13 protein-coding genes are annotated in these 13,057 nt (G+C 52.4%); 11 read left to right on the top strand and 2 right to left on the bottom strand.

All coding sequences use genetic code 11. The features are described from left to right. Positions 1-148 precede the first annotated feature (148 nt). The 11 genes from TW80_RS15090 to TW80_RS15140 all read left to right on the top strand — a co-directional run bounded on the left by TW80_RS15090 (position 149) and on the right by TW80_RS15140 (position 11,356). Positions 149-1,525: a type II and III secretion system protein family protein gene (locus TW80_RS15090; protein WP_045998288.1), complete on the top strand. Its 1,377-nt coding sequence runs from the start codon at positions 149-151 to the stop codon at positions 1,523-1,525. A 16-nt stretch (positions 1,526-1,541) separates the two neighbouring features. Continuing rightward, the gene (locus TW80_RS15095; RefSeq protein WP_045998289.1) at positions 1,542-2,189 is read left to right on the top strand and encodes an OmpA family protein; all 648 of its coding nucleotides are present in this window, start codon (positions 1,542-1,544) and stop codon (positions 2,187-2,189) included. Positions 2,190-2,432: 243 nt separating this feature from the next. Beyond that, complete coding sequence (locus tag TW80_RS15100; protein WP_045998290.1) at positions 2,433-3,674, top strand: AAA family ATPase; 1,242 nt, start codon at positions 2,433-2,435, stop codon at positions 3,672-3,674. An 11-nt stretch (positions 3,675-3,685) separates the two neighbouring features. Continuing rightward, the gene (locus TW80_RS15105) at positions 3,686-5,143 is read left to right on the top strand and encodes a CpaF family protein (RefSeq protein WP_045998291.1); all 1,458 of its coding nucleotides are present in this window, start codon (positions 3,686-3,688) and stop codon (positions 5,141-5,143) included. A gap of 6 nt (positions 5,144-5,149) precedes the next feature. Next, positions 5,150-6,115, top strand: coding sequence for a type II secretion system F family protein (locus TW80_RS15110; RefSeq protein ID WP_045998292.1), 966 nt, complete (start codon positions 5,150-5,152; stop codon positions 6,113-6,115). 10 nt (positions 6,116-6,125) lie between these two features. Beyond that, positions 6,126-7,088: a type II secretion system F family protein gene (locus TW80_RS15115; RefSeq protein WP_045998293.1), complete on the top strand. Its 963-nt coding sequence runs from the start codon at positions 6,126-6,128 to the stop codon at positions 7,086-7,088. Positions 7,089-7,134: 46 nt separating this feature from the next. Beyond that, positions 7,135-7,650, top strand: coding sequence for a tetratricopeptide repeat protein (locus tag TW80_RS15120; RefSeq protein ID WP_239450567.1), 516 nt, complete (start codon positions 7,135-7,137; stop codon positions 7,648-7,650). Positions 7,651-7,677: 27 nt separating this feature from the next. Further along, positions 7,678-8,532, top strand: a complete 855-nt coding sequence (locus TW80_RS15125; RefSeq protein WP_045998295.1) for a tetratricopeptide repeat protein — start codon at positions 7,678-7,680, stop codon at positions 8,530-8,532. 2 nt (positions 8,533-8,534) lie between these two features. Continuing rightward, positions 8,535-9,050, top strand: coding sequence for an A24 family peptidase (locus TW80_RS15130; RefSeq protein ID WP_045998296.1), 516 nt, complete (start codon positions 8,535-8,537; stop codon positions 9,048-9,050). Positions 9,051-9,185: 135 nt separating this feature from the next. Next, a complete protein-coding gene (locus TW80_RS15135; protein ID WP_045998297.1) occupies positions 9,186-10,496 on the top strand; it encodes an ATPase in 1,311 nt (436 codons plus the stop codon). A 74-nt stretch (positions 10,497-10,570) separates the two neighbouring features. After that, positions 10,571-11,356: an NAD(P)-dependent oxidoreductase gene (locus TW80_RS15140; protein WP_045998298.1), complete on the top strand. Its 786-nt coding sequence runs from the start codon at positions 10,571-10,573 to the stop codon at positions 11,354-11,356. A 21-nt stretch (positions 11,357-11,377) separates the two neighbouring features. Here TW80_RS15140 and folD read toward each other — a convergent pair whose 3' ends face one another. After that, positions 11,378-12,271 carry a bifunctional methylenetetrahydrofolate dehydrogenase/methenyltetrahydrofolate cyclohydrolase FolD gene (folD, locus tag TW80_RS15145; RefSeq protein ID WP_045998299.1) on the bottom strand — a complete coding sequence of 298 codons (894 nt, stop codon included), beginning with the start codon at positions 12,269-12,271 and terminating at the stop codon, positions 11,378-11,380. Between the two features lie 177 nt (positions 12,272-12,448). Then, a complete protein-coding gene (locus TW80_RS15150) occupies positions 12,449-13,027 on the bottom strand; it encodes an MOSC domain-containing protein (protein ID WP_045998300.1) in 579 nt (192 codons plus the stop codon). Positions 13,028-13,057 lie beyond the last annotated feature (30 nt).

The following is a 13,057-nucleotide window of genomic DNA, read 5'->3' on the forward strand; positions in this document are numbered from 1 at the left end:
TCCACTGTGCTAGTGTTGCTCTGAACCCACATTCGTTTCGTCGTCCAACCTATTGATTATTGCAATAAATGAGCGTCTGGCCCATGGTGCCACAATCATGGGCAGAAAGACCCTAACAACGAGGCGTGATCGGAGAGGCAGGTCACTTATGAAGTATGACAAATTTATTAAAGCCGCACTTACTGGCTTGACGTTGTCGCTAGCCGCGGCAGCACCTACCATGGCACCGGCCGAAACGTTGCGTGTTTTGCGCGGCGCGGCGTCCAGTGCACTGAGCGTCCCGATGAACCGGGCCGTTATTGTTGAAAGTGACGTACCATTTACCGAACTTTCAATCGCCAACCCAGGCATCGCAGATATTTCTTCACTTTCAGATCGAACAATATACGTACTGGGGAAAGAGCCAGGACGGACAACGCTCACGTTGCTCGGTGCCGAAGGTCGACTGATCACGAACGTAGAAATTCACGTCGCTCCAGATTTGGCCGAATTCAAAGAACGCCTGACACAAATTCTGCCTGGCGAGAATATCGAAGTGCGAACCGCGAACGATGGCATCGTGCTGTCAGGCCAAGTAAGCTCAATCGCACGCCTTGAGCGCGCAATCGAGTTGGCCGAGAGGTACGCTCCTGGCCGCGTGTCAAATCTGATGGTTGTTGGCGGCACACAGCAAGTGATGCTGCAGGTTCGCTTTGCCGAAATGCAGAGATCCGTTCGCAAATCGCTCGGTGCACAATTCGACATTTCAGGATCAGCGGGCGGAACCAATATCGTTGGGGGCACGACTACCTCAAGCGGCGGTAGCAACGGTGCAGTGACCTTTGGCTTTGGTGCCGGGAGCATGAACGTCAATCTTATGATTGAGGCGCTGGAATCACGCGGTGTAGTCCGGACGTTGGCTGAACCAAACCTTACGGCGTTGAGTGGCCAAGAGGCGCGTTTCCTCGCCGGTGGTGAATATCCAATCCCAGTTGCTCAAGATGAGAATACCATCACAGTTCAGTTTAAGCCATTCGGTGTGGAATTGATTTTCATTCCAACAGTTGTGGATGGAGATGTCATCAATCTGGAACTAACAGCGGCTGTGTCCGCAGTTGATACCACGAACGCCTTTACAGGCGGCGACGGAATTTCAATCAACGCATTCACTCGCCGTGAGACAAAAACCACGGTAGAGATGCGTGATGGAGAAAGCTTTGCTATTGCGGGCCTCATCCAAGACGATTTCAATGACCTAAGTGAGCAAGTGCCATGGGTCGGCGATATCCCAGTGTTGGGTGCACTATTCCGGAGTGCAGCATATGAGCGTGAGCAAACCGAGCTGGTAATCATTGTTACTCCGCATTTGGTTTCACCTACACGTGGTGCAGCGCTGTCGCTACCAACAGATCGCGTACGACTTCCAAGCGAAGCTGATCTATTCCTACTAGGCAAAACAACCGCTGGCACCCAGATCCCTGGGGGCGCCGGAGAGGTGGCTCGTCAAGACTTTACAGGTTCTTACGGCTACGTAATGGACGAATGAATTGGAGCACAGGTCAATGAAAACTCTTATGACAACAGCAATGGCTGCTGCTCTTCTGGCGGGTTGTTCTACAACGACCAATGATTTCCCTCAACTTCAGTATGAAGCTGGTGCGGTTATCGACAGTGGAGAGTTCGGCAACGCCACCATGAACAACATCATGGTGCACAGCGCACAAGAAGAATATCGCGTGAACCTTGCCCGCCGGTTCGCCTCTGAGGTCGACTCGACGGTGAACTTTGAATTTAACTCGGCTGCACTCGATGCAGATGCGCGTCAAATTCTAGCACGTCAGGCAGATTGGATCCGTCAATTCCCAGAGGTACACTTCCGGGTTTACGGGCACACCGATCTGGTCGGTAGCCAAGCTTACAACCGTCGACTAGGCCTGCGCCGCGCACAGGCGGTCGTTGCATTCCTAACATCACAAGGAATCGATCGCAGCCGCCTAGAGGCAGTCGCTTCGTTCGGCGAAACTCAACCTTTGATCGCGACCAATGATCGTGAACGCCGCAATCGCCGCACAGTGACCGAAGTGTCAGGATTCGTCGAAAGCAATCCGCTCGTCTTGGAAGGCAAATACGCTCAGGTAATATACCGCGAATACGTTGCCCGTGCGACTGCGGCTGTAGTCATCGATGAAGCAACAGCAGCAGGCGGATAATAGCCTAGAATTTTTTGATCACGCCGCCACAATTGCGGCGTGATTTTTTATTTTTTCACATATGCTCGCAACATTCCGTCAAGTTTTGCGGTTTTGGTCCAAATCTCGACACGATTACTCTCAATAATGTGCTGACACGAGTTATCCGCAATGTATCTGCGGGTCCAACATCCCATTCGTTCTGGTATCGGCATCAGTCGGCAGTTTAGGATGGGGTTACCTGAGCGACGAGGACAACTAAGAATGACCGATACGACGGCCGTACAGCACGACGCCCCACCAATTGTTGCGTGCACCATCAGCCGAGATGTACAGATTTTCGACCTGCTAATCGAAGATATGGAAGCAGCGCTTGGGGATGCATGGGGCGACCTTAGTTTTGAAGATGCTGTCACGTTTTTGGGTCAAAAAGAAGCGCGTAACCTGCAGTTCGTCACTATCGCGATGGATGCAAACGATGAAGACAATCTGCCGCTCGTCTCAGAGGTCATTGGTGTCGCAAAGGGCGCTGGTATCAAAGTAATCCTTATCGCGGAAGATGTTAGCCCAACAGCGCTGCACCAACTTTTGCGTGAAGGTGGAGACGAATTCGTCCCCTACCCGCTTCCGGAAAACGAGCTCGCACGCGCGATCGAACGGGTTCTCACCGCCAAAGATACGCCGGAGCCAACCGATGGCGAAAAGAGCTTTAAGGCAAGCGGTGATCGCTCTGGCGTCGTAATTCCCGTCCATGGGCTCGCTGGTGGAACCGGCGCGACTATGATGGCTGTGAACTTGGCTTGGGAATTTGTGAATGTCGACAAAGAGACAAATCCCAAGGTTTGTTTGATCGACCTCGATTTTCAGTTTGGATCGGTTTCAACGTACCTAGATCTACCACGCCGTGAAGCGATTCTTGAGTTGCTGACTGACACTGAGTCGATGGACGCCGAGGCATTTATGCAGTCGCTGTTGACCTACGACGAGAAGCTGCACGTTCTAACTGCGCCGACAGATATGATTCCACTCGATATGATTACTCCAGAAGATATCGGACGGGTCATCGAGATGGCGCGCGTCAACTTTGACTACGTCGTTATCGACATGCCTTCTACAATGGTTGAGTGGTCACAAACTGTCCTCGAAATGGCTCACGTCTATTTTGCCATGATCGAGCTCGACATGAGGTCTGCACAAAATACTCTGCGTCTAAAGCGAGCCCTTCAATCCGAAGATCTCCCTTTTGACAAACTTCGCTTTATCCTCAATCGCGCTCCAGGGTTCACGGACTTGAACGGCAAGAGCCGAGTGAAGCGACTAGCGGATAGTTTGGGAATTTCTATCGATTTGCTCATGCCGGATGGTGGAAAACCTATCATGCAGGCCTGTGATCATGGAGCCCCGCTGTCTGTCACAATTGCGAAAAACCCCCTGCGTAAAGAAATTGCTAAGCTGGCCAAGTCTATGCATGACGTAAACCAAGCTGAGGCAGACGCCCGAGCTTAAGAGGCAAACAAATGTTTTCTAAGTACAAAAAGCCAAACGCGCCTAAGAATCCTCCCGCAGCGTCGGGTAGTAAACCAAAGGTTGCTCTTTCTCCTGCGGCGGCTCCGAAGGTCGAAGAACCATCCAAATCACTTATGAAACCGCGCCCTGAAAAACGCGCAGCTGATCCAGGTGTTGCCGACAAAGAAAAGCGGCGCAAAGAACGTCTTGCTGATATTAAGCTTGAGCTACACAAAGCCCTGCTCGACAATTTGAACCTCGCCGCACTTGAATCGGCATCAGAGCAGGAATTGCGTAACGAGATTAACGCGATTGCCAACGAAACGCTCGAGGATATGGGGATCGTCCTAAACCGCGATGAGCGCCAAACGCTTAGCCAAGACTTGTTCTTTGAAGTCACGGGTCTCGGTCCACTGGAAACGCTGCTCAAAGACGACACCGTCAACGATATTCTGGTCAACGGCCCCCAGCAAATCTTCGTGGAACGTGCTGGTCGTCTCGAGCTTACCGACATCACCTTTAAGGATGAAAAGCACCTACTGCGTATCATCGACAAGATCGTCTCTGCCGTGGGCCGGCGCGTCGACGAATCAAACCCTTACGTTGATGCTCGTTTGGCGGACGGATCGCGTTTTAACGCGATGGTCCCACCAATCGCTGTCGACGGTTCACTCGTTTCAATTCGTAAGTTTAAAAAAGATAAACTTGGCATTGAAGACTTGGTGAAGTTCGGCGCTTTCACCGAAGAAATGGCCGCCTATCTCCAAGCTGCGGTGGCAACTCGCCTCAATGTGATCGTGTCTGGCGGTACAGGCTCCGGTAAAACCACAACCCTCAATGCACTTTCGTCATTCATTGATGACGCCGAGCGTATTCTGACGATTGAGGATACGGCGGAACTTCAACTACAGCAAACGCACGTTGGCCGTATGGAAAGCCGTCCACCAAACGTTGAAGGCAAAGGTGGCGTATCGCAGCGTGATTGTCTGAAAAACGCCCTACGGATGCGCCCTGACCGTATTATCGTGGGCGAGACGCGTGGTGAGGAAGTTATCGACATGCTGCAAGCCATGAACACTGGTCACGATGGATCAATGACGACGATCCACGCGAACTCTGCGCGCGACGGGGTCTCACGACTTGAAAACATGATCGCCATGGCAGGGATCGAAATGCCGATCAAAGCGATGCGCAGCCAAATTTCTTCGGCGGTTAACCTCATCGTGCAGGCTTCGCGTTTGCAGGATGGTTCCCGCCGTATGACGTCCATCACCGAAATCACGGGTATGGAGGGCGAGGTCATCTCGATGCAAGAAGTGTTCCGCTATCAGCGTGTTGGTCTGACACCGGACAACAAGATTATTGGTCACTTTACCGCTACGGGCGTCCGGAGCCATTTCTCAGAACGGTTCAAACTGTGGGGCTATGATCTGCCGCCCGCAATTTTCGAACCTATGGTTGCGGAGTAAACCTACATGATTTCTGCGGCACCAATTATTTACATCCTCATTTTCGTCGCGGTCGTGGCGATGGTACAAGGTGTGTATCTTGTCATCTTTGGCAAGTCGATCAGCATGGATGGTAAGGTAAACCGCCGGCTTGAGATGCTCGACAAAGGCGGAAGCCGTGAGCAGGTTCTGGAACAGCTGCGAAAAGAAATGACGCAGCACATGCGTTCGCAGAGTATTCCAATTTACTCGATCTTGGCGAACAAGGCGCAACTGGCGAACATCGCATTCACTCCACCTCAAATCATGATTCTAATGGGCGTAATTAGTGTTTTTGCGTTCTTAATGCTGACCCTTCTGACGCAGCTTGGTGGGCCCGTTCGCATTGCAGTAGCCGTGCTGATGGGTATTGGTGGGGTCTATGTGTGGATTAGTCGCAAAGCGAACAAGCGCATGACAATGATTGGCGAGCAGCTGCCAGAGGCAGTTGAACTTATGGTCCGCTCGCTCCGCGTTGGTCACCCTTTTTCGAATTCATTGCAGATCGTTTCAAACGAAATCGCCGACCCACTCGGAACTGAGTTCGGGCTTATTTCGGATGAAGCAGCATATGGCCGCGACATGGGAGAAACGCTCAAGGCAATGGCAGAGCGGCTGGACAACCAAGATTTACGATTTCTCGCTGTCGCAGTCAGCATTCAGCAAACATCTGGAGGTAACCTCGCTGAAATTCTGGACGGCCTTGCCAAAGTTATTCGTGCGCGCTTTCGTCTCTTCCGGCGCGTCAGCGCGATCACAGCCGAGGCAAAATGGTCAGGCAATCTACTATCTGCCTTTCCAATTCTAGCACTGATCCTAATTACTCTCGTTAAGCCCGACTATTTTGACGAGGTGATGGAAAGCTCAGTATTTATCCCGGCGTGTTTCGTAATCGCGGGGTTCTTGGTGCTTAACATCGTCGTCATGCGGTCGCTTGTGAACATTAAGGTCTGAGGAGAACACCATGGACGCTATCCAAGATACACTGTCGCAATACTTGGGCCCCTACGCAATTGTGATCCTAGTTGGCCTCGTCGGATTCTTCCTAATGCTTGTCGCACTTCCTGTGCTGCTCAAAAAAGAAGAAGACCCCCTTGACCGCCTGAAATCATCGAGCCGATCAGCCGAAAAGAAGACAGCGAAGGGTGAAAAACTTCGGACAGCTACCAGCAAAGACAAGCTCGAAAAATATTCGACTTTCTTGGAGCCACAAAACGAAGACGAATATTCTGCCGTCAAGCTAAAGCTTCTACAAGCCGGCTATCGTGGCAAGAACGCCGTCCGCACATACAACTTCTTGCAATTTGCCCTCGGCATTCTGGGTCTGGCTCTTGGTGGTATGTACGCCGTATTGAAGATGTCACAAGGGGAAGTCACCACACAGGATTTGGTTCTGATGATTATGGGACCGGGCGGCGCAGGCTATATGCTTCCCAAATATTGGGTAACCCGCCGTCAAGCTGTACGGCAAGAAGCGATTGAAAACGGCTTTCCTGATGCACTTGATCTAATGCTCGTCTGCGTGGAAGCAGGGCAATCAATGGACCAAGCGATCATGCGTGTTTCAAAAGAGCTGCGGTCTGGATTTCCGGACATCTCCGATGAGTTCGAAATGGTTGGTCAAGAAACCAAAGCGGGCAAAGACAAAACAACCGTACTTAAAGACATGGCCGAACGCTGCGGCGTTCAAGACATCACAAGTTTTGTAACTGTGCTCGTTCAATCTCAGCAGTTTGGTACATCGATTTCCGATGCCCTGAGAGTCTATTCACTTGAAATGCGTGATAAGCGTGTCATGCGTGCCGAAGAAAAGGCAAACAAACTTCCTACCAAAATGACCCTCGCGACAATGATGCTGACAGTGCCCCCACTGATGGCTATTCTAATCGGCCCATCAATCTATGCGATTGCACAGAATTTGGCATAATTTGAGCCTTCGCATGGTGCCTATGTTCATGGCGCTAGGAGCTCTTATGGCCTGTGCGCCGTCTGGTGGCGGCTTTGTCCAAGATGGGTTTTATGCCCCCGGTGTAGCGGGAGAGGCGAATACTGACGGTCTTATCGTTGGGCACCGTCTCATGGCCGCCGGTGAATATGAACTCGCCCTCAAGGCCTATAACCGCGCCGCGTTTCAGCATGGTTTGACCGTAGATACGCTCTCTGCGATTGGCTCAGCAAACCTGAACCTTGGTCGTTTGGGGCAGGCCGAGCACTGGCTACGCCTCGCTGTAGAGGAAGATGTCAACTTTCCGCCGGCATGGAATAACCTTGGGGTTGTCTTGATGGAAAAGGGAAATATCGCTGAAGCGAGCGAAATTTTCAGACGCGCCTACGCTGCCGACAACGGGAATTCGGATGAAATCCGCGACAACTTGCGCTTAGCGCTCGCAATGTTGGAAAACTCCGACAATAATGTGCTACAAGAAGATCATAACTTTAATCTGATCCGACGCGGTTCCGGCGATTACGTTTTGATGTCGGACCTATAAGATAGAGCAGCAAAAGGACGCAGAAACATGCGCCACCCTATTACATTGACGCTTTGCGCGTTTACATTGCTTTTGACCGCCTGTGAAAAATCAGGCGAAGACCAAGTTGCAGAGGCGATGAAGGATATTAATGTCGTCGATGAAACCAACCTCAACGATGTGATGCTGACCGTTGGTGACCCCGACGAGGCGGTCAATTATTTCACCAACGCTGTGACAAACAACCCAGAACGGATCGACCTCCAACGTGGGTTGGCGAAATCTCTGATCCGCGCCAACCGCGTGCCTGACGCCATCACCGCTTGGGAAACCGTGAAAAAACATCCTGAGACTTCGAACGAAGATACGGTCGAATTGGCTGGCGCATTGATCCGGGCAAGCCGCTGGGATGACGCGGCGGCGCAACTAAATACAATTCCACCGACCTACGAGACATTTAAACGCTACCGTCTCGAGGCAATGGTCGCCGACAGTCGGCAGCAATGGGAAAAGGCTGACAGCTTTTATGAAACGGCAGCTGGCCTGACCACGCGTCCTGCAAACGTCTACAATAACTGGGGCTATTCAAAGCTGACACGCGGAGACTATCGCGGGGCAGAACGGCTATTTACTGACGCGCTCCGTCACGACCCGAGCCTCTTTACAGCCAAGAATAACCTCGTTCTCGCTCGTGGGGCGCAGCGCAACTATACATTGCCCGTGGTACAGATGAACCAGGTGGAACGTGCGCAGCTTCTGTATACGCTTGCTTTGGCCGCGATTAAGCAACGTGATGTCTCAACGGGGAAAACGCTTTTGGCTGACGCCATCGAAACACATCCCCGCCACTTCGAAGAGGCAGTTCGCGCGCTTCAAGCGATCGAAAACAACGCGGTGAACTAGGAATGGGACTATCAGCCTACGCCGCGTACTGGTTTCTTCCTGTGGCAATTCCAATCTCATTGTATGTCGCTTGGAATGACATGCGGATCATGAAGATTCCGAATTCAGTGAACGCTCTGCTGTTATGCTCCTATGCGATCCTCGGTCTGTTTGCACTTCCCTTTGATCAGTATCTTTGGCAGTGGCTGCACGCGCCCGTTGTACTTGTCGTTGGCGTACTGATCTGGGGGCTTAAACTAGGTATTGGTGCAGGTGATGTTAAATTCATGACCGCTGCTTCGCCCATGATATCGGCAGACGATTGGTACTTTTTCTTAGTTCTCTATATATCGTGCCTGCTAGCTTCGGTCTTTACCGTATTCTTGGCAAAACTTAGCCCCCTTCGAAAACTCTCACCTGACTGGAAAAGCTTAGAAGCAGGGGAAGATCCACGATGGTACAAAACACGCCTACCAAAAGGATTGGCATTGGGCGGGGCGCTGTCGTTTTATCTTCTGTTGGTAGCCATCTACCGCTAACCCAGTCGTGGTGCTGGTATTGCCTTTTGCAGGCACGCGTTTGTTCACTATTTTGCCACAATAAGCTGTAATCTTGGATCACATAAAATCGCGAAATTGGCGGTTTACGAATAGTTTGCAATAGGCCTGAAAGACATGAACGTGCAATCCTCTAGCGTAATGGCCCCCCCGGCCCCGCGTAGCCTCGATGCGATGCTACTCCCGATGTCGATGATGCGGGATATCCTGATCAAGACTATGTTCCGCATGAACCTTGATGTTGTGTCACAAATCAGCCGTGCGATCTGTCTGCCTGTGCCTGTAACGCAAGAACTGGTTGATATTGCCCGCGGGCAGCTTTTGCTCGAGGCGATGGGTACCCTGAACGCAAACAGCGGAAATGAGATGGGCTACCAGTTGACTGATGCTGGTCGCGCGCGCGCGCTCGATGCGCTTTCCCAGTCCGAGTACTATGGCGCGATGCCCGTTCCGCTCGATATCTACCGCGAGCAAATCCAACGCCAGTCGATTCGCAATATTCAGATCACGCGCGATCAACTGTCGACGGCAATGGGTCACCTCGTTCTGCCGCCTGATCTACTATCGAACCTTGGCCCGGCGGTCAGCGCTGGCCGCTCTATTTTGATGTACGGACCACCCGGAAACGGTAAATCGTCGATCTCGAATGGGATCCGCGACGCGCTTGGCGATAAAATCTACGTTCCCCGCGCGATTGAATACTCCGGCCAGGTGATTACGGTTTACGACCCGATTGTACACTCGGCAGCCGAAGATGACGTTGACGACCCGAATAGCTTGCGCCGGACATCTGGCCGGTTTGATACGCGCTACGTGCGCTGCGAACGGCCAACCGTGATTACCGGCGGTGAATTGTCGCTTGATATGCTTGATCTGGTCTATAACCCGACCGCACGGACCTATCAGGCTCCGTTGCAGCTTAAATCGACCGGCGGCATCTTTATCGTGGACGACCTTGGTCGCCAAAGCGAACCACCCCAGACGCTCGTGAACCGTTGGATTGTTCCGCTCGAAGAAAACAAAGATATTCTAGCGCTGCAATCAGGTGAAAAATTCGAAGTTCCCTTCGACACGTTGGTTATCTTCTCGACCAACTTCCACCCCAATGCGATTTTCGATAAGGCGGCGCTGCGTCGTATCTTCTATAAAATCAAGATTGATGGCCCGAGCCAAGAGGACTTCCTCAAGATTTTCGCCATGGTCGCACGCAAGCGGAAAATGCCGCTTGATGAGGATACGCTCGTCCATTTGCTGAATGTGCGCTATCCTGAAATCGACAATATCTATGCGAACTATCAACCCATCTTCTTGATCGACCAGATGATCTCAATTTGTGAATTCGAAGGAATCCCCAATCAGATGACACCAGAACTGATTGACCGGGCCTGGGCAAATATGTTCGTCAAGGAAGAAGAGATCGTTCACTAGTGACATTTTAAATTCCCAAGCAACTGGCTTCCCTTTACCACAAAGGGAAGTCTTTTTCTTTGGGGGGTTAACACATGGACGAAATCATTGGTGTGGCGGGCTGTGGCCGGATGGGTGGGCCGATGTTACGCAATCTGCAAGCCTCAGGGTTTGACGCGCGAGGATTTGATCCGCGACCGTCGGCGGGCGTCATGACTGACATAGAAGCTTTTTGCGATGGGCTGCATACCCTCATCACGGTTGTTCGGGATAGCGCAGAGACGGACGCGCTCTTGTTTGACGATCAAGCCGTCGTTGAACGTGCCCGTGACCTGTCCACAATTGTCGTCAGTTCAACGCTGTCCCCACGATACGTCATGGCACTGCGCGCACGCATTCCAGATCACATCCAACTCATCGACGCCCCGATGTCGGGGGCACAAGTCCGCGCAGAAGCAGGCACTTTGACCTTCATGGTCGGCGGCGACATGGCGTCGATCACGCCACTCCTTGACGCCATGGGCGCGGGGTCACATCATATGGGGGATTTCGGCGCAGGCATGACCGCAAAGGTTTTGAATAACTTGCTCGCCGCCTCACACACGGCAATGACGCGCCTCGTATTGGATTGGGCAGATACCCAAGGGCTCGACGAAGAGCGGCTTCTCACGCTGATTAACGCCTCATCTGGCCAGAACTGGCTGGCGTCAGGTTTTGACGAAATCGAATTCGCGCGTGACGGGTTCAGTGACGACAACAGCATAGGCATCCTCGCCAAAGATGTCGGCGCGGCACTGGATATTGCAGAGAACACCAACACAGAGCTACCACAGGCGGTTCAACGCGCTATTCGCGCGCTCAAACCACGTGCAAAACCGTAGGGTGGATTTCAATCCACCCGCCTAGGCGGCCAATCCTTCGGGTTCACTTAACCCATTGGCGCGACAGCAGGCCGTAACCGTGTTCGCCAAAAGACAAGCAATCGTCATTGGACCAACGCCGCCCGGTACCGGTGTGATCGCTCCAGCAACAGCGGCACAGCTGTCATACTCGACATCCCCAACCAAGCGGTTCCCGCCTTCAGGCTTTTCGATCCGGTTGATACCAACGTCAATGACAGTTGCGCCCGGTTTAATCCAATCGCCGGGGATCATCTGTGGGCGTCCAACGGCCGCTACAACAATATCCGCTTGGCGCACAACATCTGGCAGGTCTTTGGTGCGACTATGCGCGATAGTCACCGTACAGCTATCCCCCAAGAGTAATTGGGCCATCGGCTTACCAACGATGTTCGAACGCCCGACAACGACTGCGTTCAAACCTGACAGTGATCCATGATGGTCGCGCAACATCATCAAACAGCCCAGCGGGGTGCATGGCACCATGCTCTTTTGGCCGGTTCCCAACAGGCCGACATTCGAAATATGGAAACCATCCACATCCTTAGCTGGATCAATGCTGTTAATGACAAGATCACTGTCCAGATGGTCAGGCAGCGGCAGTTGGACCAAAATGCCATGGACCGCTGGATCGTTGTTTAGTTTTTCGATGAGGTTAAGCAGCTCTTGTTCGCTTGTATTCGCCTCAAGCTTATGCTCAAAGCTGTTCATCCCGACCTCAACAGTCATCTTACCCTTAGAGCGCACGTAAACTTGGCTCGCGGGGTCCTCTCCGACCAAGACAACAGCCAGTCCCGGTGTGATCCCATGGACCTCTTTTAACCGCGTCACATGTTCTGCGACCTTTCCACGAACGGTGGCAGCAAAGGCTTTTCCATCAATTACAGTAGCTGTCATTCTATTGTCTTTCCGGCAGTGGTTGCTAGCGCAGCCCTATCCGCAAATGCGGCAGGGCGCAAATGCCATGCGTGTTGCGCCCGAATTTATTGGGCCCACAGCCGGATCCAAGCCCATATCCGACATAAAATTCGCTATATTCGTCAGCGATACCCACGCAGGTTTCGGATCAGAAACCTATGGCTGCCATGCACGTTGGTCCGGCACGTGCAATCGCACGCTATCGCCTAACTGGACGCGCCCCTCGCGTTCGACCCAAGCGGTCACACCGCGCTTGTTTTCGGCCGCGGCTTTGAACTTGCGCCCTGCGCCCGGAAAGTCCTGTTCAATCACCTTTGCAGGCAAATTGCAGGGCCTGTTTTCCATATCAACGACCAAAACGGACCCATCCGGGAATTGTAACCGCGAAGAAGGCGGCAAATGTGTGAAATCAGGTATCCCTTTGACGATCATTGACGCCCCAACATACACAGGGTCCAGCGCGTCGAGCCCACAATCAGCTGCAATCTGATCTAACTCCTCGGCAGATAGCACCGTCAGTTGGCGCACATTGCGAATCTCGGTACCGCGTGGATATTGACTGACAACGCGTGAACATGAAGGGCGGGTCAGGCCACCGTGCGCTTCACCGGGAATGCCAGCATAAGTCAGCACTGCCTCGCTCTGAGCAGTGGCGCGAAGCGAAGCATCACGATCCGGCACATGTCCGATCCAAACAACTTCACCCGTAATTTCCGTTGGCTTAAGCGCAGGCATAGCTCATCTTTCCGCTAAAAATTCGCAAGA

The sequence above is a fragment of the Loktanella sp. S4079 genome (genome assembly GCF_000967725.1).
GTDB lineage: Bacteria > Pseudomonadota > Alphaproteobacteria > Rhodobacterales > Rhodobacteraceae > Yoonia.

Bases quoted from the DNA above. Each gene is read 5' to 3' on its own strand.
- TW80_RS15090 (WP_045998288.1), top strand. From the start codon at position 149: ATGAAGTATGACAAATTTATTAAAGCCGCACTTACTGGCTTGACGTTG.
- TW80_RS15095 (WP_045998289.1), top strand. From the start codon at position 1,542: ATGAAAACTCTTATGACAACAGCAATGGCTGCTGCTCTTCTGGCGGGT.
- TW80_RS15100 (WP_045998290.1), top strand. From the start codon at position 2,433: ATGACCGATACGACGGCCGTACAGCACGACGCCCCACCAATTGTTGCG.
- TW80_RS15105 (WP_045998291.1), top strand. From the start codon at position 3,686: ATGTTTTCTAAGTACAAAAAGCCAAACGCGCCTAAGAATCCTCCCGCA.
- TW80_RS15110 (WP_045998292.1), top strand. From the start codon at position 5,150: ATGATTTCTGCGGCACCAATTATTTACATCCTCATTTTCGTCGCGGTC.
- TW80_RS15115 (WP_045998293.1), top strand. From the start codon at position 6,126: ATGGACGCTATCCAAGATACACTGTCGCAATACTTGGGCCCCTACGCA.
- TW80_RS15120 (WP_239450567.1), top strand. From the start codon at position 7,135: ATGGCCTGTGCGCCGTCTGGTGGCGGCTTTGTCCAAGATGGGTTTTAT.
- TW80_RS15125 (WP_045998295.1), top strand. From the start codon at position 7,678: ATGCGCCACCCTATTACATTGACGCTTTGCGCGTTTACATTGCTTTTG.
- TW80_RS15130 (WP_045998296.1), top strand. From the start codon at position 8,535: ATGGGACTATCAGCCTACGCCGCGTACTGGTTTCTTCCTGTGGCAATT.
- TW80_RS15135 (WP_045998297.1), top strand. From the start codon at position 9,186: ATGAACGTGCAATCCTCTAGCGTAATGGCCCCCCCGGCCCCGCGTAGC.
- TW80_RS15140 (WP_045998298.1), top strand. From the start codon at position 10,571: ATGGACGAAATCATTGGTGTGGCGGGCTGTGGCCGGATGGGTGGGCCG.
- folD (WP_045998299.1), bottom strand. From the start codon at position 12,271: ATGACAGCTACTGTAATTGATGGAAAAGCCTTTGCTGCCACCGTTCGT.
- TW80_RS15150 (WP_045998300.1), bottom strand. From the start codon at position 13,027: ATGCCTGCGCTTAAGCCAACGGAAATTACGGGTGAAGTTGTTTGGATC.